Raw genomic sequence first — 24134 nt, forward strand, 5'->3', positions numbered from 1 at the left:
TGCCCAATGCTAGTGGTGTCCCAGATTCTTCTCCTGATCTGGCGGGATAATTTCGGTATGACATCTCCCGGTCCTGCTCTGAACTCGCAATTCCCGACGCTGCCGCAAGGCCGCACCGTCGGCTCCTACCAGACGTATGAAGCGGCGAAGCACGCAGTCGACGTGTTGATCGCGAACGAGGGCTTCTCGGCGCAGTCGATCTCGATCATCGGGAGCGACCTCAGCTCGGTCGAGCGCGTGACCGGGCGCATGAGCGTCGGTCGCACGGCGCTCAACGGCGTCATGACCGGTGTCATGATCGGTCTGTTCATGTCGCTCATGTGGATGATCGTCAACCCGATCACGAACTTCATCGTGCTCGTCGGCATCTTCCTGCTCTCGATCGCCTTCGGCGTGATCTGGTCGCTCATCGTCTACGCGATGACACCAAACAAGCGCGAGTTCACCTCGATGATGCAGCTCACGGCGGGGCGATTCGACATCATCGTGCCGAACGAGCTCGCGAACGATGCCACGAGCATCCTGCGTGGCGGCCACGCGGAGGGGCAGCGGGTTGTCGCACCGCAGGCTTGGCCCGGTGCGCAGCAACAACAGCAGCAGTGGCCCGGTCAGTCGGTGGAGCCCGGGCAGCCCGCTGCGTCGCCGCAGGCGGGCGCGCCCGAGGCGAGCGGTGAGGATGCGCCGAAGCCGGCAGCACCCGCGGGCCCGCCAAAGACATATGGCGAGATGCAGGATGAGCTGCGGCGCAAGCAGGAGCGTGGCGAAGCGTAGGTCGAGCGGGGCCTGGAACGGCGCGGCACGGAGTCGATCTTCGTGCCGCGTCTTTCTTTGTCCGGAAAGTACTTGACGTGACGTAGTACGTGTGACAAAGTAACTACTACGTCAGACATAGGAGCTACAGATGATCAGCGCAGAAGTGATTCGCGGATATGTGGACGTGCTCGTGCTCGAGTCGCTGCTCGACGAGCCGTCGTACGGCTACGCAATCTCGAAGCGCATCGAACTGCTCGCACAGGGCGAATACGAGCTCAAGGAAACGACGCTTTATTCGGCCCTGCGGCGGCTCGAGAAGGCCGGGGCGATCACCTCGTTCAAAGGCTCCGAGACCCACGGTCGTGCGCGCACCTACTACCGCCTCACCGAGGCGGGGCAACGCAGCTACCGCGACAAAGTGGCCGAGTGGTATCGCACTGTCGACCTCATCCGCCGCTTTATTCGTGACATTCCCGCACCAACCGCATCCAGCCAGCAACAGGGGGCATAGCCATGGACGCCATCACCATCTACCTTGACCACATGTTCCGCGGGCTTCCGCGCACGCCCGATGTTTTGCGCGCCCGCGGTGAGCTCGAGCAGATGAGCCTCGACCGCTACCAGGAACTGCTCGCCGAGGGAGTCAGCGAGAACGAGGCCGTCGGCCGTGTCATCACGCAGTTTGGCAACCTCGACGACCTCGCCGACGACCTCGGCATTCGCACCCACCTCGAGGGCGCGGCCGAGGCAGAGAACGTCGTCTACGTCAGTCGCGAGGAGGGCGAGGCGCTGATTCGCAGCCGGGGCCGCATGGCGTGGCTGATCGGCGGTGGGCTTGCCGTCATCATGGCCGGTCTCAGCGTGAACGTGTTGCTGAGCGCGAGCGAGTCCGAGCTTTCTCCGTTTGGCGGGGGCATCTTCCTCGTGTCGGTCGCCATCGCGGTCGGGCTCTTCGTGGTCGGCGGTATGCAGGGCCAGGAGTTCAAGCACTTCGTGGGCCAGCGCATTCAGCTCGACGAATCGTACGAGCGAGAGGTTCGCGCACGTAAGCGTGCCGGGCAGACGTTGTTTGTGACGATGCTCGTGGCGGGCATCATGCTCATCATCCTCGGCGTCGCTGGCACAGCAACGCTCAATGGGCTCGGCGTCGGCGACGGGGCGGCGGTCTGGATCTTCGTCGGCGTCGCGCTCGGCGTCGGGCTGATCCTGCAGGCCTCGTTGCGTCGCAGCGCGCTCGAGCGACTGCTTGGCGAGGGCAACTTCGCGCTCGTGAACGAGGAGCAGCAGAAGTCGAACTCGATGATCTCGCGCATCGCGGGGCCGTACTGGCTGCTCATGGTTGCCGCGTTCCTCGTCTGGAGCTTCGGCTGGAACGCCTGGCACATCTCGTGGATGGTCTGGCCGGTCGCGGGCATCCTGTTTGCGTTCATCGCCACGCTCATCCACTCGATCCGCAACACCACCGACACCTAACCCCGCCCCGTCTAAGCAGCAGTTGAGTGGTCACTTTTTGTAGTTCTGGCGCCGGGGGCTTCAGGTGGTCAGTGCAACTCCATCGATGAGTTGCTGAAGTCTTTCAGCCGGGGTGTAGCCCTGCAACACGACACGAGGCCGGGAGTTGAGTTGGTCTTGCACCAGCCGCAACTCCCGGTCCGTGACCCGGTTGAAATCCGTGCCCTTGGGAAAGTCCCACCGCAACTGCCCGTTCAAGTTCTCATTACTCGGCCGCTGCCACGGCGAGTGCGGATCACAGAAAAACACCGGACACCCTGTCGCGACCGTGAACTGACGATGCTGCGCCATCTCCGTGCCCTGATCCCACGTCAACGATGCCAACACCGCATCCGCCAGTTGCGCGACCATGCCCGTGAGGACCTCGATCACGGTCGCGGAGTCCCGAACCCCGGGAAGACGCCCGAGCAGACACAACCGACTCGCGCGTTCCATCAACGTGACAATCCCGGAATTGTTCGGGCCAACCACGAGATCACCCTCCCAATGCCCGGGCACCGCACGCCCCGCATGCGCGGCCGCGAGTTGCTCATCACGGTCCGCGAGTCGGTACCCGTCCAACCACGGCCGTTGATTCCGGGCCGGGAGTCTCGACTGGGGCTTGCGGCCGGTACGTTTCGACCGCAACGCGTGTTCGACCTTCAACTCGTGCCGTAACGACCCCGCACCTTGGACGTACAAGGCTTGGTAGATCGTTTCGTGACTGACCCTCATCGCCGCATCCCGCGGGTACTCGACCGGGAGCCGGGCCGAGATCTGTGGCGGGGACACCTGCTTGTTGAGGAACCCGACCACGACCCGCCGTAACCGCGGGTCGTGGTCAAGTTTTCGGGGTTTCGGACGAGCGCGTGCATGGTCTGCACGGTACTGCGCGAGTTTGGCGCTGTACTGCGTTTCTTGCCCCGCGCCCGTGGTCAACACGAGCTGGTAGCGCGAGATTTCTCGCGACACCGTCGCACGAGAGAACCCGATCAATTCCGCGATCTGTGCCTGGGACAGGTCCTGTTCCAGCCCGAGCTGGATCAGTATCCGGTCCCCAAGTTGCAGCCGCCGGCCGTGTCCCGTGCCCGGCGAGGACGCCGGATCGATCGGGTCGGGAAACACCACACTCGAGCGGGTGTCACTGGGTCGCCCTCGTTGCATCCGTACTCCTGCCCATCGAAGCCATCGGAACAACGTTCGCACGCCCACCCCTGGCCACAACTGGCGCGACCGTACCGGAGTGCCGTCTAACACCCGTTCAATCGCCCGAACCCGATCCGCAAGCCGATACATCCAACACCCCTGACAATCAGGGAGTTGCACTCACCCCACGAATCCGCCGGCGGTGAGACTACAAAAAGTGACCACTCAACTGCTCTTGGTTAGCGGTGGGCGGCGAGCCATGCCTCGACGTCGTCGGCCGAGCGGGGGATGCCGGCCGAGAGGTTTTCGGCGCCGGTCTCGGTGACGACGATGTCGTCTTCGATGCGCACGCCGATGCCGCGCAGCTCCTCCGGCACCGTGAGGTCGCCCGGGTGGAAGTAGAGGCCCGGCTCGATCGTGAACACGTTGCCGGGCTCGAGGATGCCGTCGAGGTACATTTCGCGGCGGGCCTGGGCGCAGTCGTGCACATCAAGGCCGAGGTGGTGGCTCGTGCCGTGCACCATGTAGCGACGGTGCGGCTGGTGCTCGGGCTTGAGCGCCTCCTCGAGCGACATCGGCAGAATCCCGCCCCACGCATCCAGCGATTTCGCGATGGAGGCGAGCGCCGTCTCGTGCACCTCGCGGAAGGTGATGCCGGGCTTGACGATGGCGAACGCGTCGTCGGCCGCCTTGAGCACGGCCTCGTAGACGCGACGCTGCACCGGCGTGAAGGTGCCGTCGATCGGCATCGTGCGCGTGATGTCGGCGGTGTAGTACGAATCGCCCTCGACGCCGGCGTCGACGAGAATCAAATCGCCCGGCAGCACGGGGCCGTCGTTCGTTGACCAGTGCAGGTAGCAGGCGTGCGGGCCCGACGCGGCGATGGTCGAGTAGCCGAGATCATTGCCCTCGAGGCGCGCGCGGGCCGTGAACGCGCCCTCGACGACGCGCTCGCCACGCGGATGCTCGGTGGCGCGAGGCAGGGCGCGCAGGATGTCGTCGAAGCCGTTCGAGGTCGCGGCAACGGCGTCGCGCAGCTGCTGCACCTCCCACTCGTCCTTGACGAGGCGGAGCTCGCTGAGTTCCTGCGCGAGCTGCGGGTCGGCCTCGCTCACGTCGCCGCGGGTGGCCGAGAACTCACCGAGGTCGCGGGTCGCGATGTCGAGCTGGGCGCTCACCTGCTCGAGGCTCGGGCGGGGGCCGGTCCAGAACTCGCCGATGCCCGGGTTCGCGTAGAACTCGTCGGTGTCACGGCCCGCGGCCTTGCGGAAGAACAGCGTGACCTCGTGGCCGTCGGCGGTCGGCTCGAACACGAGCAGCGAGCCAGGCACTGTTGCCGAGCCCCAGCCGGTGAGGTGCGCGAACGCCGAGTGCGCGCGGTAGGCGTAGTCGTCGTCGTTCGAGCGCACCTTCGTGTCGCCCGCGGCGATGACGAGGCGCTCACCGTGGTGCAGCGCCGAAATGGCGTCGCGGCGGGCCTTAGCGTACGGAGCCACCTCGGAGCGCGGGGTCGGCTCGTCCTGGCGGGCCTCCCAGCCCTGCGAAATGTAGTCGCGGAAGAACGTCGAACCGGGGGTGGTGCTGCGGTTCGCGTTCTTAGTCTGTGCGTCGCCTTCCGCGGCGGCGCGGTCGTGGTTGCTTGTGGCGGTCTCACTCATACCCCCATTCTCCCACTGGGGGTTGAGTGGTCACTTGTTGTAGTTCTGGCACCGCCAGAACTACAACAAGTGACCACTCAACCCCCTTCTTTAGGAGGCGGGGGAGAGTTCGGCGAAGACGGGGCGGTGGTCCGAGCCGGCGCGGTCGGCCGATGTGACGACCTCGAAGCCGGTGACCTCCCACTGCGACGTCGACATCACGTGGTCGATCGCCGGCACGAGCATGGGCGGCCGGCCACTCGTCCAGGTGCCCGACGAGGCAGCGCCGGCAGCCTGCGCCGCGTCGAAGCACTCGCCGAGGGTCGCGCCATCGCTCGTGCCGAGCCCCCACATGTGGTCGATCGTCGCGTTGAGGTCGCCCGCGAGAATCGTGTTGCCGTCACAGACGGTCGAGAGCCACTCGAGGTCGGAACGCCACTGGTCCATGTACTGCGGCGTCGGGGCGATCGGATGCGCCGCGACGAACCGCGGGCCGTCGCCGCTGACTGGTTCGGCGATGACCGTGGCCAGCGCCGACGTGTCTCCGAGCTCTGAGTTGATTTGGTACTCGCCGAGGTCGGACGAGATGAGAATCGTCGTCTCGGCCGCCGCGTAGCCGGGCGCGCCGCTGTTCGAGAGCACCCACATCGGGCTGCCCTGCTCCGACATGATGCCAGCGATCTCGACGCCCATGTCCTCGGTGGTTTCGGGCAGCACGACGACGTCGGCCTCGCGCTCGAGGGCGAGTTGCGCGATCGTCGGCGAGCCCGGCTCATTGCCAAGCGTGTTCCAACTCAGCACCTTGATCGACCCCTCGACGTTGCTCACCGGCACATTCGTTGCGAGGCCACGCACGAGGTAAATGCCGCTGCCGACGACGAGCACGAGCGTGAGCATGACGGCGGTCGTGCCGAACAGCGCGCGCGTCTGGCGCGAGATGAGCAGCAGGATCAGCACGAGAATCAGCGCCGCGCCGAGGCAGAGCAGCCCTACCAGGCGGAAGGAAATGAGCTGGGTAAAGGGCAGCGTGCGCTGCAAGCCAAACAACTGCGGCCAGATGAGCACAACACCGCAGATGAGAACAACAACACCGAGCAGGCCGCCGATGATGCCCCACGCCGGCGAGATTCGTTTGCGTTTCGACATGACCGCTCAAGGGTACCTGGGCCGGCTGCCGAAAGCGGCGCGTGAACTCGGCCTACCATGAAGCATGAGCACGCGCCCCTTCGACCCCGCCAAGCCGATCGATCTGCACCTGCACTCGAACGAGTCCGACGGCACGGAGTCGCCGGCTCAGGTCGTTCAGGCGGCTGCGGATGCGGGGCTCGGCACGATCGCGCTCACCGACCACGACACGATGGCGGGCTGGGATGAGGCGGGCGCCGCCGCGCGCCGGCTCGGCCTCACGCTCATCCCAGGCATCGAATTCTCGACGCAGATCGAGCTCGCGTCGGTGCACATCCTCGGGTACCTGCTCGACCCGCACGACCGGCACCTCGTTGCCGAACTCGACCGCATCCGCAACGATCGCGTGACCCGAGCCGAGCGGATGGTCGAGGCGATCGGCCGCGACTTCCCGCTGAAGTGGGATGACGTGCTCGCGGAGGCGCAAGAGGGCGCGACGATCGGCCGACCGCACATTGCCGATGCGCTCGCCCGCAAGGGCCTCGTCGCCGACCGCAACGAGGCGTTCGCGTCGATCCTGCACTGGCAGGGCGGGTACTTTCAGCCGCACCGCGCGCCGCATCCGACGCACGCGATCGAGCTCATCCACGAGGCGGGCGGCGTCGCCGTACTTGCGCACGGCGGGAGCCGCGGGCGGCGCGCGATGAGCGACGGCAACTTCCCGAAGCTCGTTGCGGCGGGCCTCGACGGCGTCGAAATCGGGCACCGCGAGAACGACGAGCTCGCGCGGTCGCTGCTGCGTGGTTACGCGCGCAAGCACGAGCTCATCGTGACCGGCTCGAGCGACTACCACGGCGCCGGAAAGCCGAACCAGCTCGGCGAGAACACTACGGATCCCGCCGAGCTGGAACGAATTATTGCGCGGGCCACGGGCACGAAGCCCGTCGTGCCGCACCGAGAACGATAGCGCCTATTCGGCGCTGGTCTCGGCGGCCGCCGAGCCCTCGCCCGAGCCGCCACCGCGGCGGCGACGACGGCGACGACGCGGCGCGCGAGACGGCTCGACACCCTCGGTGGTAGCGCCCTCCGCGGAGGTGCCCTCGCCGCGGGCGCCCTTGGCGGCACCGCCGATCGTGCGCTTGCGGCTGCGCGAACGCGAGCGCGAACGGTTTGCCTCCTTCGGTGGGGTGTCGTTGCCGCGCGTCGACGCGCCGGGCAGGCGACCCTTCGTGCCCTCGGGAATGTCGAGCTCTTCGAACAGGTGTGGGCTCGACGAGTAGGTCTCGCGGGGGTCATCCTCGCCGAGCTCGAGCGCCTTCGAAATGAGCGACCAGCGGTGCAGGTCGTCCCAGTCGACAAACGTCACGGCGATGCCCGAGTTGCCGGCGCGCCCGGTGCGGCCAACGCGGTGCAGGTAGGTCTTCTCGTCTTCGGGGATCGTGTGGTTGATGACGTGGGTGACGTCGTCAACGTCGATGCCGCGCGCCGCGACGTCGGTCGCGATGAGCACATCCTTCTTGTCGCCCTTGAACGCGGCCATCGAGCGCTCGCGCTGCTCCTGGTTCATATCGCCGTGCACGGCGGCGGCCGAGAAGCCGCGGTCGCGTAGTTCCTCGAGCAGCTTCGCGGCGGCGCGCTTCGTGCGCATGAAGATGACGGTTTTGCCGCGGCCGCTGGCCTGCAGGATGCGCGCGATCAGCTCGTCCTTATCGAGCGGATGCGCGCGGTAGACGATGTGGCGGATGTTCTTCTGCAGCACGCCCTCGTCGGGGTCGGTGACTCGGATGTGCACCGGCTGCGTCATGAAGCGACGGGCGAGGTTGAGGATCGGCCCGGGCATCGTCGCCGAGAACAGCATCGTGTGGCGCACCTGCGGCACGGCGGCGAAGATCTTCTCGATGTCGGGGAGGAAGCCGAGGTCGAGCATCTTGTCGGCCTCGTCGAGCACGATCTCGTGCACGTTCTTCAGCGAGATGATGCGCTGGTTCATGAGGTCGATGAGGCGACCGGGCGTGGCGACGATAACCTGCGCGCCGTCCTTGATCTGGTCGATCTGGCCCTCGTAGGCCTTGCCACCGTAGATCGGCACGACGACGGTGCCACGCTGGGCGGCCGCGCGGTCGAGGTCCTCAAACACCTGCATCGCGAGCTCGCGGGTCGGTGCGACAACGAGCGCCTGCACGCCGGGCTCGGGGTTCTTGCCGAGGCGCTGCAGCAGCGGCAGGCCGAAGCCGAGAGTCTTGCCAGTACCGGTCTTGGCCTGGCCGATGATGTCCTGGCCCTTGAGCGCCAGTGGGATGGTCTGTTCCTGGATGGGGAACGCTTCTTCAATGCCGTCTTCGGCGAGTGTCGCGACAAGATCGGGCGCGACTCCGAGTTCAGAAAACTTCACAAATAGCCCTTATTCAGGTGGATCATGGGCGCCCGAAATCTCCAGGGCGCACGGGTGCGGTCGACAGCACCGCGCACCAGCCTACTCCGGGCTGCGATTTCGCATCCCGCGCGTGAGAGGATGACGCCGTGAGTAGTGACGACGAAACCCAGTCCTCGGCTACCGAGTCGAACCCGTTCGCGCAGCTGGCGCCCGCGCCGCAGCACCTCCGAGACGTTGCGGCAGGCACCCTGCGCCGCGCGCGGAGCTCCTTCGGCGACCTCGAACGCGAACTCTCGACGAGCCCCGAGGGCGAGGAGATGGCGCGCATCCGCGAACTCGTGCCGGCACCGGCAAACGGCGAGGACTCCGACCTCGTGACGAAGCAGCTCGACGAACTCTGGGCGCGTGTCAGCGGGCGCAACGCCTACGAGCAACTCCTCTCCCTCTTTATTGTCAACGGCATCGTGCGGGATGCGCTGGTCGGCTTCGGCGAGCTGGGCGAGCCCCCGGTTGACCTCGGCGACGAGCTCGACTGGGCGCCGTGGCACGACGCGATCATCGAAACGCTCAAGGCCCTCTTCGAGCGTGACATTCACGTCGACGACCGCCTCGCGATGTGGGGGCGCCGGATCGCCGGCGACGCCGTCGTGTGGGCCCGCCAACTCGCCGGTATCGAACCGGGCAAGAGCGCCGACTCGCTCGTCGAGGGTGCCGAAGCCGGGGCCGAGAAGTTCGCCGGAGTCCTGCTCGCCAATCACTCGCGGCGCATGAACGCGCTCAAGCTCGCCGCATGAAGACGCCGCTGCCCGACTACCTGAGCGAGACGATGCTCGGGTGCTTCGACGGCGGCGCGGTGGCCGATTACATTCCCGAACTCGCGAATGTCGACCCCGATCAGTTCGGCGTCGCGCTCTGCACGCCCGAAGGAACCCAGTACGAGGCGGGGGATGCCGAGGTCGAGTTCTCGATCCAGTCTGCGTCGAAGCCCTTTGCCTACGCACTTGCGCTCGAGACGCGCGGCGCGGCCGGCGTCGAGGCACACGTCAATGTCGAGCCGAGCGGCGACCCGTTTAACTCGGCGAGCGTCGACGAAGAGACGGGCCGCCCCGACAACCCGATGATCAACATCGGCGCGATCACGACGTACGCGCTCACGGCGCCCGACGACTGGACAGCGGCGGAGCGCTTCGAGCACGTGCGGGCCGGTCTGTCGGCGTTCGCGGGGCGCGAGCTCTCGGTCGACCTCGACGTGTATCACTCCGAGATCGGCACGTCGTATCGCAACATGTCGTTGGCTTACCTCGTTCGCTCGATCGGGCACTTTGAGCTGGAGCCGAGCGAGGTCGTCGCGGGGTACACCCGGCAGTGCGCGATCCGCGTCACCGCGCGCGACCTCGCGGTGATGGGCATGACCCTCGGCACTGGAGGCGTGAACCCGGTAACCGGCCAGCGAGTTGTGAGCGAGGAGACCGCGCAGCGTGTGCTCTCGGTCATGAGCACCTGCGGCATGTACAACGCCTCCGGCGACTGGATGACCGACGTGGGCATCCCCGCGAAGTCCGGCGTCGGCGGCGGCATCTTCGGCGTGCTGCCGGGCCAGGTCGGCGCCGCGACGTTTTCGCCGCGGCTCGACGGCTTCGGCAACTCGGTGCGCGGCGTCGCGCTCTTTGAACGGCTCAGCCAAGATATGGGACTTCACCTCATGGGCGTGCCGCCCGCGAGCGACGCCGCGGTGCACACGTTCACGATCGACGAAGCCCCCGAAACGCGCGTCGTCCTCGCGTTCCAGGGGCCGTTGCGCTTCGCCCAGTCAGAGCGCGTGCTGCGCGCCTTCGAGGAGATCCCCATCAACGAGCTGCCGGTGCACCTCGACTTTTCGCGCGTGACCTCGGCCGACCGGGTGGCCCTCCGAATGATCAACGAGGGCATCCGCCGACTTGGCCTCGACGGACACCCTCTGCACATCGACGACCCGAAGGACGTCCTGCGCCGCGCCTAGCGCTTCTTGAACAGCGTGCCGAACACGCTGCGCACGACTTCCTTCACCGCGCTCTGTGCCGCGCGCGAGCCAAGCACCTCCTCGACAACCGACTTGTCGCGGCGCGAGCTCGTGCGGTTGCGCGTCGTGGAGCCGCGGTTCGCGCGCTCTCGCGCCTTCTCCTCGGCGGCGCGCTCCTTTTCGTCCTTCGCGCGCTGCTTCTCGGCCGCCTCGCGTTCCTCCTCCTCCTGCGCCGCCTTCGATGCGGCGTTCATCTTCTCGGTGAGGATCTCGTGGGCGGACTCGGGGTCGACCGCGGTGCCGTACTTGGCGAGCAGCGGCGACGCCTTCACGGTCGCTTCGATCTGTGCGGCGGGCGTCGGGTCCATCGAACTCTGCGGCGCCCGCATCCGCGTCCAGGCAACGGGGGAGGGCGCGCCCTTCTCGTTCATGACCGTGACGATCGCCTCACCGGTCGCGAGCTGCGTCAGCACCTGCTCGAGGTCGTACCCCGAGTTCGGGTAGGTGCGCACCGTCGCGCGGAGGGCCTTCGCGTCGTTCGGGGTGTGCGCGCGCAGCTGGTGCTGCACCCGCGAGCCGAGCTGCGCGAGCACGTCGTCGGGAACATCCTTCGGTGTCTGCGTGACGAAGAAGATGCCGACGCCCTTCGAGCGAATGAGTCGCACGGTCTGCACGATCTGTGAGACGAATTCCTTCGACGCGTCCGCGAACAGCAGGTGCGCCTCGTCGAAGAAGAACACGAGCTTCGGCTTGTCGAGGTCGCCGACCTCGGGCAGCGCCGAGAACAGGTCGGCGAGTAGCCACATGAGGAATGTGGAGAACAGCTGCGGCTGCTGCGCGACGCTCGGCAGCTCGAGCAGCGAGACGATGCCGCGCCCATCCGCTGCGGTGCGGAGGAATTCGGCGGTGTCGATCTCGGGCTCGCCGAAGAACTCGTCGGCGCCGTTCGCGGCGAAGTTCGTGAGCTCGCGCAGGATCACGCCAGCGGTCTGCTTCGAGACGCCGCCGATGCCCTCGAGCTCGCTCTTGCCGAGGTCGGAGGTGAGGTACTGCAGCAGCGAGCGCACATCGTCGAGATTGACGAGGGGCAGGGCCTGCTGGTCGGCATAGTGGAAGACGAGCCCGAGGCTCGACTCCTGCGTTTCGTTGAGGCCGAGCACCTTGGCGAGCATGAGCGGGCCGAAGCCCGACACCGTCGCGCGGATGGGCACGCCGGTGCCGCGCCCGCCGAGGCTGTAGAACTCGCTCGGGAACGCGGTCGGCTGCCAGTCCTGACCGATCGACTTCGTGCGGGCGAGCAGGCCATCGCTCGATGTGCCCTCGCTCGCGACGCCCGAGAGGTCGCCCTTGATGTCGGCCGCGAAGACCGGCACGCCGGCAGCCGAGAGCTGCTCGAGCATGACCTGCAGCGTCTTGGTTTTACCGGTTCCGGTCGCGCCGGCGACGAGGCCGTGGCGGTTGGTCATCGCCAGCGGGATGCGCACGGGCACGCCGGCGTCAACCTCACCGTTGACGAGCGCGCCGAGTTCGAGCGCGGGCGCGTCGAACGAGTAGCCCGAGCGGATCGCCTCAACGTCTGCGTCGGTGAGCGGGCCGCTCGGTGACTCCGCTTTCGCGTCCGCAGCGGGCGCTTCCAGCGCTGGCTCGGGGGTCGTTTCGGAAGCCTGTCCCTCGACGGCGGGGTCGGCGGCCTGCTGTGCTTCCGCCTCCGCGGCGGCAAGTTCGGCCTGGGCCTTTTCGAGGGCCTCGCGGGCAGCTGCTACGGGATCAACGGAGTCATTCGCCATGCGAACAGACTACGCACGCACGCGACTCCGGTGGCTGAGACGGTCAAGCAGGTCGGCATCGGCCGCAGCACGCTGGCGGGGCAGCGACAGCGCGACGGGCACGGTGACCGCCGCGGTCAAGATGACGAGCAGCGCCCAGATCCAGAACGCGTCGTAGTGGAGCCAGGTGAGCCCGAGCAGGCGAGCGCCCCAGGTCGCGACGACCCACCAGAGGAGGGCGGTGATGCCGCCGAGCGCGGGCAGGAGGGCGCTGCCAACCGCATCCTTCGGCTTCGCGAAGGAATAGCTGATGAGGCCGATGACGATGCCGAAGATGCCGGCGAAGAAGACCTCCATCGCTATGCGACGAATCCGACGCGACGCTGAGCCTCTTCACCGATTTCGACGAAGGCGATCTTCTCGGCGTTCACGAGGAACACGCGGTCGCGGTCGTCGGTGAAGCGCGCGATGCCGTTGTCACTCGCCACCGCGTCGGCAAGCGCCTGCTCGACTTCGGCCGCCGTCTGGTTGGTCTCGAACGCGAGTTCGCGAGGGGAGTGCAGGATGCCAATGCGCAGTTCCACGTCTAGGCCTTTCGTTATGCGTCTTCGCCTGATCGATATGGCGTGTGGCCCTAGCCTACTTGCCGCTCCCATCACATCCGCTCGGCGTTCGCCGGTGGCGTGCAGTCGAGGCTGAGCGATTCATGTCGGTGGGTGCCGATAGCGTTGTGCGCACAGTCCGAGAGGGGTAGGGATGCAGCAGGATGCACGAGAGGCAGCGGGGCCGGCGACGGCACTCGATGCGAGCCAGATCGAGGTGCTTTCGGCAGCCAAAGACCAGTCGTTGAGCGTGCTCGGCGCGCCAGGTTCCGGCCGCACGAGCACGCTGGTCGAACTCGTTGCCGAGCGCGTCGAGGCGGGTCTGCGGCCCGACGAGCTGCTCGTGCTCGCGGCGAACCGTCGCAGCGCTGATCTCTTGCGGGAGCGCGTCCAGCGTCGGCTCGCGAGGGCGACGCGCGGGGCGACGCTCGGCCGCACCCCGGCCTCGATCGCGATGGAGATCATCGCCGACGCGCGAGTGCGCTCGGGCGGGCCGCGGCCTGTGCTGCTCACCGGCTCGGCGCAGGACGACATCCTGTCGGAGCTCATCGAGGGGTATCTCGACGGCACGATGGAACGGCTCGGTCGCCGACTGCCCTGGCCCGAGTGGTTTAGCGCCGACACCATGTCGCTGGCCGGATTCCGAGGCGAGCTGCGCGACCTCATTACCGCCCTCACCGAGCGGGGCATGAGCTCCGACGACCTCGCCGCGCTCGCCCTCGAGCCGGGGGCGGCCGTGCCGACTGGGCAACGCCACCGTGCGCTCTGGGCCGGGGCCGCCGCGCTCATCCGCGACTACGAGAACTCGCGCTTCGACCGCTCGATCTCGGGCGCCGACGAGCGTGAGGCGTTCGACACGGCGAGCGCGCTCATGCTCGCCACGCAGCTGCTGTCGCGCCGCACGCTCGGCCGAACCGGCGTCGACGTGTTCGACGGGGTGCGCCTTGTCTGCGTTGACGATGCGCAAGAACTCACCGAGTCAGCCCGCGCGCTGGTGGCCCAGTTCGAGCGACAGGGCGCCCGCATCGTCACCTTCGGCGACCCTGACACGGCCACGGGCAGCTTCCACGCCGGCCACGCGGCATTCGCGGTGAACTGGCGCGATGCGGGCGATCCGGCGCCAGCGACGCTCACCCTGCAGCAGCAGTACCGACACGACGAGGTGCTTCGCGGCGTGGTGGCGCGCGCCGTGAACGGCCTGCCGCCGCTAGGCGCGAGCGACCGCCGACGCACCGGCCCGAGTGAGACGGTAACCGCGGCGGGCCGTGCTGAACACGCCGTGCTCGAATCGGCGAACCACGAGACCGAGCTCATCGCCGGTTACCTGCGGCACGCGCACCTGATCGATGGCGTGCCGTGGAGCGACATGGCCGTGATCGCGCGCAACTCGACTCGGCTCGAGGCGCTGAGCCGCGGTTTCGACCGGGCCGGCGTCGCCGCGCAGGACTCCGCGCCGATTCCAGCGGCGAACGATGCGACCGTCCGGGCCATCCTCACGATGGCCGCCGGTATCGTGCGCGGCGAGTTTGCCGAGGAGGAGCTGTTCTCGGTGTTGGCATCGCCCCTGTACCGCGTTGACTCGCTCCTGCTGCGGCGCCTGCGTCGGGCCTGCTACCTCGCCGACCTCGGCATTGGCGACACCCCCGGCCTGGGCCGCGGCGGCGGCGAGGTGCTCGCCGATCACGTCAACGCCGCGCTGCGCGGTGGCTCGGATGCGTCGGCGCAGGCCGCGATCGACTCGCTCGCAGCCTCGGCGGCGGCGCATGCCGCGCGTTCGGTCACGAAGCTGCTCGAGGCACTCGGGCGCATGAACGTGGCCCACACCGCGGGCGCGACGATCGACGCCGTGCTGTTCGAGGCCTGGGCGGATGCGCGGCGCGAGCAGCGCTGGCGCGATATCGCCCTCGGCGTGGGCGAGGACGCGGTCGCGATGAACCGTCGCCTCGACGCGGTGGTCGCCCTATTCGATCGGGCCAAACGAGTGGTTGAACGCGAGCCCACCGTCTCGCTCGACGGCTTCTTGGTGGATTGGCAGCGCGACTCGGTCGTCGACGACTCGCTCGCGCGGCGGGGCGCGATCGACGCCGTCACGCTGACGACGCCGGCCGGTGCGATCGGGCGCACGTGGCGCGTCGTCGTGGTGGCGAGCATCAACGAGGGTGCGTGGCCCAACCTGCGCGTGCGCGACTCGCTCCTCGGCGCCGGCCGGCTCACCGAGGCACAAACTGCGGCCGAGGCACCCACCCACCTCGACCGGAGGGCGGGCGTGCTCGCCGACGAACAGCGGCTGCTCGCCGCGGCCGTGTCGCGCACCACCGAACGGCTCCTGCTCACCGCCGTGCGCGACGACGAGAACGCGCCGTCGCAGTTCGTGCATCGCCTCGGTCTGCCCGAGCTCCCGCCTGGATTCGCCTTCACGGGCATCGAGGGGCTCGAATACGCGCACCTCAGCCTCGATCAGCTCGCTGCTCGGCTCCGGCGCGAGGCCGCGGGCTGCGCGCCGCAACAGCGGGCCGAGCGCGTCGCGGCGCTCGCGCAGCTCACGCGGCACGGGGTCGAGGCGGCAGACCCGGCGAACTGGTTCGGCATTCACGGTCGTTCGACGACCGCGCCCCTCGTCGCGCCAGCCGAGCACGCGCTGCACCTCAAGCTCTACCCGTCAGGCATCCAGTCGTTCAAGGAGTGCTCGGTGAACTGGTTTATTGACCAGCACGCGGGCGGTGCCTCGAACCTCGCGATGTCGCTCGGCACGATCATCCACAGCGCGGCCGAGCACGAGGCCGACTTCGCCACCCTGGAGGCGATGATCGAGTTCACCCTGCACCAACTCGAGCAGCTCGAGTTCGACGCACCGTGGCTGCTCGCCTCGAACCGGCAGCTCATTCGCGACGCGACAATCTCCCTCTGGGACTACCTCAAGCGCGAGGGCGTCACGCCGCTGGCCGGGGAGCGCGCGATGCTCCTCGAACTCGAGCGCCCCGCGCACGACGAGCAGGGCACCGACGTCGAGGTGCAGATTCGCGGGCGGATCGACCGCATCGAAGAACACCGTGACACCGGCATCCGCATCGTCGACTTCAAGACCGGCACGACCGCGCAGACGAAGGCCGACGAGAACGACCAGCTGCGGGCGTACCAGGTGGCCGCGCTCCGAAACGGCATCAGTGAGTTCGACCTCGGCGGCATTGCCCTCGAGGGTGCGGCGTTGGTGTACCCCCGCATCGCCAGCGGCCGGGGCAAATCGAAGGTGCCGTGGAAGGTCGTCCTGCAAGAACGGCCGACCGAGAACGACGTCGACGCGGCGATCGATGAGTTCGTCACCGTTGCCATCCAGCAGGCGGCGTACCAGCTTGAGGGCGATGCGCCCGATACTTCCGCACCTGCGCAGTACTTCTACGAACCCGAGGGGCACTGCCTTGACGGCTCCCGCTCCTGCCTAATTCACGCCATCGGAGAGGTCACCGAATGAGCCCGATCACGTTCGAGCAGCTCGCCGAGCTCACCACGAAGCCCGGCGACACCGTGCACCCGATCACCGACGAGCAGCGCGGCATTGTCGATGCGCCGCTCGCGCCGACCATCGTGACCGCCGGTGCGGGAAGCGGCAAGACTCACACGATGATGCTGCGCATCCTCTGGCTCGTCGCGAACCGCGGAGTCGCACCCTCAGAGGTGCTCGGCCTCACCTTCACCCGCAAGGCCGCCGGCGAACTCCGCGAGCGGGTCGAGGCCGGGCTCGAACGGCTGCGGCTCGCCGGGCACATCGACGTCGACGAGTTCAACCTGCCGCAGGTGTCGACCTACAACTCGTACGCGAGTGACATCTACAAGCAGTACGCCCTGCTCGTCGGCCGCGAACCCGATGCCCTGCTGCTCGACGAGCCGAGCGCATTCTCGCTCATGCGCTCGGTCGTGCTCGCCTCCGACGACCCTGGCCTCGAACGCCTCGGCACGACTTCCGTTGGCTCCGTCGCAGCAAGCGCCCTCAAGATCGCGCGGGCAATGCGCGAGAACGGCCGCAACGCGCGAGAAGTCGCCGACTACGCCGCCGAGGTTGCCGCGGCCGCCGACGAGATCGAGGCACGCTCCGCAAAGCCCTTCACGCAGGCCCTGCGCGGTACGAACCTCCAGCTCGAACGACTCGACCAACTCTCGGTGTATGCCCGCCTCGCCGAGGTCTACGAGGCGCGCAAGGTCGAACTCGGCGCGATTGAATTCACCGACCAGGTGGCCTACGCCGCGCAGATCATCGCCCTCGACCCGGCGATCGCCGAGGAGGTGCGGGGCGCCACGCGTCAGGTGATTCTCGACGAGTATCAGGACACCTCGGTCGGCCAGACTCGACTGTTCGCCGAGCTCTTCGGCCAGCAGGCGGTCATGGCCGTGGGCGACCCGAAACAGTCCATCTACGCCTGGCGCGGCGCGAGCGCGGCGAACATGAAGCGCTTCGCAGCCGACTTCGCGAACGGCAGCGAGTACCACCAATTCACGCTGACGACCTCGTGGCGCAACGACCGCGAGATCCTGCGCGTGGCCAACACGATCGCGGCGCCTCTGCCCGCCATCGAGCGCGGCGAGGAGCTCAAGGCCGCGGCGAAGGCGGGTGAGGGCGAGGTGCACATCCGGCACTTCCTCACCGAACCCGACGAGGCCAAGCACGTCGCCGAGTGGTTTGCGGGCAAGCTCGAACAGGCACCGGATGCGACGGGGGCGGTGCTCGTGCGAGCCCGCAGCAGCATGGCCGCATACGCGCAGGCCCTGCACGAGGCGGGCGTGCCCCACCAGGTGATCGGGCTCGGCGGGCTCGTGCGCACGCCCGAGGTCGTCGACCTCACCTCGCTGCTGCGCGCCGCGGCAGACGAGTTTGCGGGCTCCGAACTCCTACGTCTGCTGTTGGGCGCCCGCTTCGAGCTCGGCCTCGCCGATGTGCACCAGCTCAGCGAACTTGCCGGAGCGCTCACCCGCCTCGGGGCCGACGGCCGCAAACTCGACGAGCAGCGCAGGCGTGCCGTGCGCGACGACATTCGCGACACCGAGACGGGCACTTCGCTCGCCGAAGCACTCGAGTTCGTTCGCACGGCGACCTCCGAGACCGTGCGCAGGTTCGTGCCCGAACTCACGGACAAGGGAGAACGCCGGCTGCGCGACGCCGGCACGCTCATCAGCCGGGTGCGCGGCGCCATGGACCTCCCACTCGTCGACTGGGTCACGACGACGATCTCGTTGTCGCGGCTGCGCATCGAGACCGCGGCGAACCCGCGCAACGCCGTTGCGGCCGCGAACCTCGACGCCTTCGTCGAGGCCGTGGTGCAATATGCCTCGGCAGTGCCCGACGCCGACGTGCACGAGTTCCTCGACTGGCTCGAGCTGACCTTCCGCGACGACCAGCTCGCCGAATACTCGCCCACGCCGCCCAAGCAGGGCATCGTGCAGCTCACGACGATCCACTCCGCGAAGGGGCTCGAGTGGGACTACGTCGCCCTCGGCAATCTCGCGAAGGGCAAACTGCCTGGCCCACAGGGCGTCAACCAGCTCGTGGGCAGCGGCCAGTTGCCGAATGCGCTGCGAGAAGACCGCGAAGACTTGCCGCACCTGCCCTTGGGCAAGATTGAAACCGACGAAGACCTGAAGTGGCACTTCAAGGGTGCTCCGACCCATGACCGCGCGGGCGCAGGGAACGAGCGCGAGCAGCCGTTCGTGACGCAGAAGTTCCTCCAGCTGATCCGCGAGGACCGCCGCCTCGCCTACGTCGCGATGACCCGGGCGAAGCACGGGCTGCTGCTCACGAGCGCGCGCTGGAAGGCCGGCCTCAAAACACCGTCGACGCCGTCAATGTTCCAGCTCGAACTTCGTGATTCACTGCCGCTCGAGCACACCGAGTTCGACGCGCCCTGGGCTCGCATCGACGATAAGCCCGTGGTGTTCACGCTCGCGCAACTCGAAGAAGAGAAAGACGAAGACCTCAAAGCAATCAAGGACGCACTGTCGACGAATCCACTCGAGGGTGACGCCGTACCGCAGGCATGGCCGCCGTCGCCGATGGCGCGCGGCGACCTCGCGACCGCGACCGAGCTCGCGAGCGCGGTGGGCGCGGCGGCCGAGTCGGCTGAGGTCGAGTCGCCCTACGACACGCTCATCGAGCTGCTCGTCGCCGAGCGCGAGCAGGCGAACAGGCCGCCCGAGCTTCGGCTCCCGTCGCGATTCGGCGCCTCGCTGCTGCACGACCTGTTCGACGACCCGGCGGCGATCGCCCGCAATGCGGCCCGGCCGATGCCGAGCCGGCCCTACCGGGCCACGCTCGTGGGCAACCTCTTCCACAGCTGGGTCGAGAGCCTCTACGAGGACGTCGCTGGCGGCGGGGCCGCGCTTGAGGGCGCCGACCTCGATGACGCCGACTTCAGCTCGGCCAGCCTGACGCAGCTCGACGACGACGACCGGCAGCGGCTCGAGCAGCTGCAGTCGACCTTCCTCGCGAGCCGGTTCACGGCGGGCGGCCGCCGCCCGAGTGCGGTCGAATTGCCGGTGGACGCGCCGCTCGGCGAGTTCACGGTCGTGAACAAGATTGACGCCGTCTACCGCGATGATGACGGCACCATCGAAATCGTCGATTGGAAGACCGGCCGGGCGCCGCGCACCGCGGAGGAGCGCCGTGGGCGCGAGTATCAGCTCATGAGCTATGCCCACGCCTACGCGGCCAGCTTCGACGAGCCGATCGAGCGCATCCGGGCCACCCTCTATTACGTGGCCGACGACTTGGAGATCAGCGTGACCGAACTCCTCAGCGTCGACGAACTCGTGGAGCTCCTGCGGGATGCGCAGGGGAGGGTCGCGCAGGCGGGCTAGAGCCCGTCGCGCTCCGACGCGGCCGACGGCGCTTCCTCAGCCTCAGTGGGGAGGTCGTCGTCGGGCTCGTCGCCGAGGTCCTCGGGCGCGCCCTCGGTCTCGGCACGGCGGCGCTGGAACTGCTGGGCGCGGGAGCGGTCGCCGGCGTTGGCGAGCAACTGCTGCACCTCTTCGAGGTCGAGCACGGGCAGGGTGTCGTGCCGCAACTCGGACTCGTCGAGGCTCCGAACGCGAGTGACGAGGCCGTCGAGCAACTGCTCCGCGTCGGCCACCACCTCGGGGTTGCGGTGCTCTACGCCGAAGAGCAGCCAGCGCGCGAGCTCAAGCTCGGCATAGAGCAGGGAGCGCTGGCGCAGCTGCCGGTCGACCGAGGCGCCGCGCGCATCGGTGTACTCGTCGAGGAGGGCGCGCATCACGGCGCCATCGAGGGTCTGTACCCAGCGGATGTCTGCCGCCGGGTCGCCGATGCGCAGGTCGCTCCAGCCAAGCACGCCCGAGACTGTCGCCCCGGTCACTAAGAACGATGAGCGCTCGAGCGAGCCGTGGATCACGCTCGGCGAAAACTCCCACAGCTGCGGGTCGTCGACGGCGCTACCCCAGCGGTCGGCGAGGGCGCCGGGCAGGCGACCCGTCGCATCCGCTCGGCGGATGAGCGTCTCGGTCGACTCGCGCACGTCGGCGGCCGACCACTGCTGCAGGCCGGCATCGACGAGCGTCTGCTTCGGCAGGCCGTGGATGGCGGCGATGGCGCGCCCGATTTCGGGCACGAGCTCGGAATCGAAGTCCATCGGGGTGCGGTCGGCCGGCGAGCCCTTCACGAACGAGTACACCGCGAACGGCGGGTCGCTGCGAAGGCTGCCGCCGAGTTCGCGGGGCACGTCGAAAGGTAGGCGGGCCCGCACGCCGGGCGTGAGCGCGCGCAGCGCGGCGCTGCGGCTGCGCAGCTCCTGGGCGGCCGACGGCGATGCGGCGCGGCGGACGAGCAGGTTGCCGTGGTCGCGCGTGCGCAGCAGCGCCGAGTCGTAGTCGTGGGTGTCGTCGTAGCCCCAGTCGGCCGCCTCATTGACGTAGAGGTTCTCGATGGCCGCGGTCGCGAGGCCGGCAAGCTGGAGGAACTGACCACTCATAGCCGAAAGCCTAGGGGGAGGGGATCCAGGAGCCGCGTTGCCACACCGACCTAGGATGGCTACATCATGAACGAGTTTGTCGATCGCCTTGCCCTGTCCCGCGCAGCCCACGATCGTGACGATGCCCATCGCGGCGACGCGACACTGCTCGAACACCCGGATGCGCGCATTCTCGTACAGCGACGCGACGCGACCCTCGTCGGCGAGGCCGCGTCGGATCGCGCGCTGCAGCTCGATCTTCGCCCCGTCGAGCAGCTCGGCGGCGTCGAGCAGCTGCGCGAGGGCCCGGCCGTGATCTACCTCGGCAAGCTCACGGAGCCGCGCGGGAATCCGGGCGGCCGCGTGGACGCGGCCGGCACCCCAATCTTTGCCGTCGCGATCTCCGACTTCGAGGCGGGCGAACTCGAGCCCGACAGCGAGCGTTGGGCGAACCTCCGCGAGCGTGGCGCCGACTTCGACGATCTCGACACGGGCCTCGCAGCGCAGGCGCTCGCCATGCGCAACTTCCACTCTGCCCACAGGTTCTCGCCGTCGACCGGCGCCCGCGTGGCGTCCGAGCACAATGGCTGGGTGCTCCGCGGAGAGGAGGGCGGCGACCCGACCTTTCCCCGCACCGACGCGGCTATCATCGTCGGCGTCATCGACCAAAACGACCGCATCCTGCTCGGCGCGAACGTGAACTGGACCCCGAAGCGCTACTCGGTGCTCGCGGGCTTCGTCGAGCCGGGCGAGTCGCTCGAGCACGCCGTGATTCGCGAGGCCGCCGAGGAATCGGGCGCGCGTGTGCGCAACCCGCGCTACCTCGGCTCGCAGCCCTGGCCGTTCCCCGCGAGCCTCATGCTCGGCTTCCTCGCTGAACTCGACCCGAGCCAGGACCCGGCCGAGGTCGTCGGCGACGGCGTCGAGATCGCGGAGGTGCGCTGGTTCACCCGCGAGGAAATCGTCGACCACGTCGATCAGCTGCCCGGCCGAATCTCCATCGCCCGCGCGATTATCGAGGAGTGGTATGGCGGACCGATCGGCTGATTCAGCCGGCGCCAGCCTGCTCGCCGATCTCAACCCCGCCCAGCGCGAAGCGGCCCTCGCGGTCGTCGGCCCCGTCTGCATCCTTGCCGGGCCGGGCACCGGCAAGACCCACACGATCACGCGGCGCATCGCGTACGGAGTGCGCACTGGCGTCTATGCGCCGGACCGCGTGCTCGCGCTCACCTTCACGAACCGTGCCGCGGGGCAGCTCCGCGGCCGACTCGGCACCCTCGGCGCGTCGGCAGTGCAGGCCCGCACCTTCCACTCCGCGGCGCTGCGACAGCTGAGCTTCTTCTGGCCGCAGGTGGTGGGCGGCAGCTTCCCGGGCATCGTCTCGAGCAAGTCGCCCATCATCTCGGAGGCCGCCGACCGCGCCGGTGTGCGGCTGAGCCCACCCCTGCTGCGGAAGGTCGCCGAGCAGCTCGAGTGGCGCAAGGTATCGGAGCGTACGCTCGACCAGTTTGGCGAGGACCTCGCCTCGGGCCGACACCCGAACGAGACGGGCCTGCCCGCCGAGCAGCTCCACGACCTCGCGGTGCAGTACGAGCGGGCGAAGGAGTCGCGGCACCAGCTCGACTTCGAGGATGTTCTGCTCGCGACCGCGGGCATGCTCGAGAGCGAGCCCTGGATTACCTCACAGGTGCGGTCCCAATACCGCTTCTTCGTCGTGGACGAGTACCAGGACATCTCGCCGCTGCAGCACAAGCTGCTGCGGCTGTGGCTCGGCAATCGCCGCGAACTCTGCGTGGTCGGCGACCCCGCCCAGACCATTTATTCGTTCGCGGGTGCGAACGCCGACTACCTCACCGGGTTCTCGAGCGAGTTCGCCGATGCCCGAGTGATTCGGGTGGACGGTTCCTACCGTTCGACGCCACCGATCATCGCTGCGGCAAATGAGCTCGCGAAGCACATCTCGCACGCGATTCAACTTGACCCCCTGCGGGCGCACACGGGCAAGTTCCCGCAACCCGACGTCCGCTCGTACGAGAGCGATGAGGCCGAGGCGGCGGGCGTGGCCCGGAGCATCCGCCACGACCTCGAAGCGGGGCGTGCCCCCGGCGACATCGCGATTCTCGTGCGGACGAACGCGCAGGTCGGCGTGCTCGAGCGGGCGCTCGAAGCGGTCGACGTGCCGTTCCGGCTCGCGGGCGGGATGCCATTCTTCCGCCGGCCGGAGGTGCGAGCCGTGCTCGCGGGGCTGCACGCGGCGGTCGTGGCGGGCCAGGATTCGGGTCCACTGTTTCAGACCGTGAGTAACGTGCTTCGCTCGCGGGGCTGGCAGCAGCAGCGCCCGGTCGAGCCCGGCCCGCTGCGCGAGGCCTGGGGCGCCATGGATGCGATTATGCGTTTCGCCGATAAGGCCCATGCGGGCACGACGCTCGCGGAATTCAGCGCCGAGCTCGAGTCCCGCGCCGCGCACCAGTTTGAGCTCCCAATCGACGCCGTGACGATCTCGACGATGCACGCGGCCAAGGGCCTCGAGTGGGACCACGTCTACGTCGTCGGCCTGCGCGAGGGGCTCCTCCCGACCACGGCCGCCGCGAACGAACCCGAGCTCGTCAACGAAGAGCGTCGCTTGTTCTACGTGGCGCTCACGCGAGCTCGAGACCAACTGCACCTATCGCATGCGCTGGTGCAGCCGCCAACGCGCTTTCTGCCGGAGCTCGGCAACCGCATCCGGATTGGAACTCCACCTCTGCACCATCCCGACGCAGACCGGTAAGGCGTTCGCGCCGGAACGCGAGCCCCTCGCCTGGGGCAGGATGCACGCCGGCGAGGAAGGGGCCGACGCTCTGGGCAGCGACGACCGCGGCGAGCCACTCGAGCTCGAGCGGCGGATGCGGCGGCGGCAGGTCGTGCAGTTGCGTGGCCGTCGCGATCCACATTTCGTCGTCGGCTGCGTTGCGGAGGTCGTCGCAGCGCAGGCACGGGGTTCGGCCCGGCAGCACGAACGGCCCGAGCAGGATGCCGTCGTCGTCCCTCGCGACGACGAGATGAGCGAGGTCGTCGGCCATGAGCGGCAGGTACCGGCGGGGTGAAAGTACCCGCTCGGCCACTTCGACCACGAGATCGGTGTCGGCCGCCGGTCGCGCCTCGGCCGCGGCGAAGACGACGTGGTGCCCGCGTCGCGCGAACTCGGCCGCGATGCTCCGGGCGAAGGCCGCGGCCGATGCTGGGGTGCGCACCAGCACGCGGGCGCGCCGGGCGGGGTGCTCGGCAACTGGTGAGCACACCGACAGCAACG

The 24134-nt window shown here is 68.3% G+C and carries 18 protein-coding genes; 10 read left to right on the forward strand and 8 right to left on the reverse strand.

Going from position 1 to position 24134, the window contains the following annotated elements:
- Nucleotides 1-57: 57 nt before the first annotated feature.
- From M3M28_RS05045 to M3M28_RS05055, 3 genes are all read left to right on the forward strand, one after another.
- Nucleotides 58-771: a YflT domain-containing protein gene (locus tag M3M28_RS05045; RefSeq protein WP_249387724.1), complete on the forward strand. Its 714-nt coding sequence runs from the start codon at nt 58-60 to the stop codon at nt 769-771.
- A 130-nt stretch (nt 772-901) separates the two neighbouring features.
- Nucleotides 902-1264 (forward strand): PadR family transcriptional regulator, encoded by a 363-nt coding sequence (locus M3M28_RS05050; protein WP_249387725.1) that lies wholly within the window; start codon nt 902-904, stop codon nt 1262-1264.
- A 2-nt stretch (nt 1265-1266) separates the two neighbouring features.
- Nucleotides 1267-2226, forward strand: a complete 960-nt coding sequence (locus M3M28_RS05055) for a permease prefix domain 1-containing protein (protein ID WP_249387726.1) — start codon at nt 1267-1269, stop codon at nt 2224-2226.
- 60 nt (nt 2227-2286) lie between these two features.
- Here M3M28_RS05055 and M3M28_RS05060 read toward each other — a convergent pair whose 3' ends face one another.
- From M3M28_RS05060 to M3M28_RS05070, 3 genes are all read right to left on the reverse strand, one after another.
- The gene (locus tag M3M28_RS05060; RefSeq protein ID WP_431193859.1) at nt 2287-3540 is read right to left on the reverse strand and encodes an IS30 family transposase; all 1254 of its coding nucleotides are present in this window, start codon (nt 3538-3540) and stop codon (nt 2287-2289) included.
- A gap of 89 nt (nt 3541-3629) precedes the next feature.
- A complete protein-coding gene (locus tag M3M28_RS05065; protein ID WP_249387728.1) occupies nt 3630-5048 on the reverse strand; it encodes an aminopeptidase P family protein in 1419 nt (472 codons plus the stop codon).
- A 90-nt stretch (nt 5049-5138) separates the two neighbouring features.
- On the reverse strand, nt 5139-6173 hold the full coding sequence (locus tag M3M28_RS05070) for an endonuclease/exonuclease/phosphatase family protein (RefSeq protein ID WP_249387729.1): 1035 nt from the start codon (nt 6171-6173) through the stop codon (nt 5139-5141).
- A gap of 64 nt (nt 6174-6237) precedes the next feature.
- On the opposite strand from M3M28_RS05070, the gene M3M28_RS05075 reads away from it, so the two are divergent.
- A complete protein-coding gene (locus tag M3M28_RS05075) occupies nt 6238-7119 on the forward strand; it encodes a PHP domain-containing protein (protein WP_249387730.1) in 882 nt (293 codons plus the stop codon).
- A gap of 3 nt (nt 7120-7122) precedes the next feature.
- Here the strand turns inward: M3M28_RS05075 and M3M28_RS05080 are convergent, their stop codons facing one another.
- The gene (locus M3M28_RS05080) at nt 7123-8544 is read right to left on the reverse strand and encodes a DEAD/DEAH box helicase (RefSeq protein ID WP_249387731.1); all 1422 of its coding nucleotides are present in this window, start codon (nt 8542-8544) and stop codon (nt 7123-7125) included.
- 128 nt (nt 8545-8672) lie between these two features.
- On the opposite strand from M3M28_RS05080, the gene M3M28_RS05085 reads away from it, so the two are divergent.
- Nucleotides 8673-9320: a hypothetical protein gene (locus tag M3M28_RS05085; RefSeq protein ID WP_249387732.1), complete on the forward strand. Its 648-nt coding sequence runs from the start codon at nt 8673-8675 to the stop codon at nt 9318-9320.
- Nucleotides 9317-10525: a glutaminase A gene (gene glsA / locus M3M28_RS05090; RefSeq protein ID WP_249387733.1), complete on the forward strand. Its 1209-nt coding sequence runs from the start codon at nt 9317-9319 to the stop codon at nt 10523-10525. Before M3M28_RS05085 ends, glsA begins: the two co-directional genes overlap by 4 nt.
- On the opposite strand, the gene M3M28_RS05095 is transcribed toward glsA, so the two are convergent.
- The 3 genes from M3M28_RS05095 to M3M28_RS05105 are packed head-to-tail and all read right to left on the reverse strand — an operon-like array spanning nt 10522 to nt 12875.
- On the reverse strand, nt 10522-12312 hold the full coding sequence (locus M3M28_RS05095) for a helicase HerA-like domain-containing protein (protein ID WP_249387734.1): 1791 nt from the start codon (nt 12310-12312) through the stop codon (nt 10522-10524). The genes glsA and M3M28_RS05095 overlap by 4 nt on opposite strands.
- 9 nt (nt 12313-12321) lie before the next feature.
- On the reverse strand, nt 12322-12648 hold the full coding sequence (locus M3M28_RS05100; RefSeq protein WP_249387735.1) for a hypothetical protein: 327 nt from the start codon (nt 12646-12648) through the stop codon (nt 12322-12324).
- A gap of 2 nt (nt 12649-12650) precedes the next feature.
- Nucleotides 12651-12875, reverse strand: a complete 225-nt coding sequence (locus M3M28_RS05105) for a DUF3107 domain-containing protein (protein ID WP_249387736.1) — start codon at nt 12873-12875, stop codon at nt 12651-12653.
- 172 nt (nt 12876-13047) lie between these two features.
- On the opposite strand from M3M28_RS05105, the gene M3M28_RS05110 reads away from it, so the two are divergent.
- Together M3M28_RS05110 and M3M28_RS05115 are read left to right on the forward strand one after the other, a co-directional pair.
- Entirely contained in the window at nt 13048-16362 is a 3315-nt protein-coding gene (locus tag M3M28_RS05110; protein ID WP_249387737.1) for a PD-(D/E)XK nuclease family protein, read from the forward strand.
- Nucleotides 16359-19736 carry an ATP-dependent helicase gene (locus M3M28_RS05115; protein ID WP_249387738.1) on the forward strand — a complete coding sequence of 1126 codons (3378 nt, stop codon included), beginning with the start codon at nt 16359-16361 and terminating at the stop codon, nt 19734-19736. The genes M3M28_RS05110 and M3M28_RS05115 overlap by 4 nt, the downstream gene beginning before the upstream one ends.
- Here M3M28_RS05115 and M3M28_RS05120 read toward each other — a convergent pair.
- Nucleotides 19733-20863, reverse strand: coding sequence for a phosphotransferase (locus tag M3M28_RS05120; protein ID WP_249387739.1), 1131 nt, complete (start codon nt 20861-20863; stop codon nt 19733-19735). The two genes, M3M28_RS05115 and M3M28_RS05120, sit on opposite strands and share 4 nt — an antisense overlap.
- Nucleotides 20864-20929: 66 nt before the next feature.
- On the opposite strand from M3M28_RS05120, the gene nudC reads away from it, so the two are divergent.
- Both nudC and M3M28_RS05130 read left to right on the forward strand, forming a co-directional pair.
- Nucleotides 20930-21889: an NAD(+) diphosphatase gene (nudC, locus tag M3M28_RS05125; RefSeq protein ID WP_249387740.1), complete on the forward strand. Its 960-nt coding sequence runs from the start codon at nt 20930-20932 to the stop codon at nt 21887-21889.
- Complete coding sequence (locus M3M28_RS05130) at nt 21870-23612, forward strand: ATP-dependent helicase (protein ID WP_249387741.1); 1743 nt, start codon at nt 21870-21872, stop codon at nt 23610-23612. Before nudC ends, M3M28_RS05130 begins: the two co-directional genes overlap by 20 nt.
- Nucleotides 23613-24134: the final 522 nt, after the last annotated feature.

The organism is Gulosibacter sediminis, from assembly GCF_023370115.1.
Taxonomy (GTDB): Bacteria; Actinomycetota; Actinomycetes; order Actinomycetales; family Microbacteriaceae; genus Gulosibacter; species Gulosibacter sediminis_A.

Coding starts and splice junctions, on each gene's coding strand:
- M3M28_RS05045 (WP_249387724.1), top strand. CDS start 58: ATGACATCTCCCGGTCCTGCTCTGAACTCGCAATTCCCGACGCTGCCG.
- M3M28_RS05050 (WP_249387725.1), top strand. CDS start 902: ATGATCAGCGCAGAAGTGATTCGCGGATATGTGGACGTGCTCGTGCTC.
- M3M28_RS05055 (WP_249387726.1), top strand. CDS start 1,267: ATGGACGCCATCACCATCTACCTTGACCACATGTTCCGCGGGCTTCCG.
- M3M28_RS05060 (WP_431193859.1), bottom strand. CDS start 3,540: ATGTATCGGCTTGCGGATCGGGTTCGGGCGATTGAACGGGTGTTAGAC.
- M3M28_RS05065 (WP_249387728.1), bottom strand. CDS start 5,048: ATGAGTGAGACCGCCACAAGCAACCACGACCGCGCCGCCGCGGAAGGC.
- M3M28_RS05070 (WP_249387729.1), bottom strand. CDS start 6,173: ATGTCGAAACGCAAACGAATCTCGCCGGCGTGGGGCATCATCGGCGGC.
- M3M28_RS05075 (WP_249387730.1), top strand. CDS start 6,238: ATGAGCACGCGCCCCTTCGACCCCGCCAAGCCGATCGATCTGCACCTG.
- glsA (WP_249387733.1), top strand. CDS start 9,317: ATGAAGACGCCGCTGCCCGACTACCTGAGCGAGACGATGCTCGGGTGC.
- M3M28_RS05095 (WP_249387734.1), bottom strand. CDS start 12,312: ATGGCGAATGACTCCGTTGATCCCGTAGCAGCTGCCCGCGAGGCCCTC.
- M3M28_RS05100 (WP_249387735.1), bottom strand. CDS start 12,648: ATGGAGGTCTTCTTCGCCGGCATCTTCGGCATCGTCATCGGCCTCATC.
- M3M28_RS05110 (WP_249387737.1), top strand. CDS start 13,048: ATGCAGCAGGATGCACGAGAGGCAGCGGGGCCGGCGACGGCACTCGAT.
- M3M28_RS05115 (WP_249387738.1), top strand. CDS start 16,359: ATGAGCCCGATCACGTTCGAGCAGCTCGCCGAGCTCACCACGAAGCCC.
- M3M28_RS05120 (WP_249387739.1), bottom strand. CDS start 20,863: ATGAGTGGTCAGTTCCTCCAGCTTGCCGGCCTCGCGACCGCGGCCATC.
- nudC (WP_249387740.1), top strand. CDS start 20,930: ATGAACGAGTTTGTCGATCGCCTTGCCCTGTCCCGCGCAGCCCACGAT.
- M3M28_RS05130 (WP_249387741.1), top strand. CDS start 21,870: ATGGCGGACCGATCGGCTGATTCAGCCGGCGCCAGCCTGCTCGCCGAT.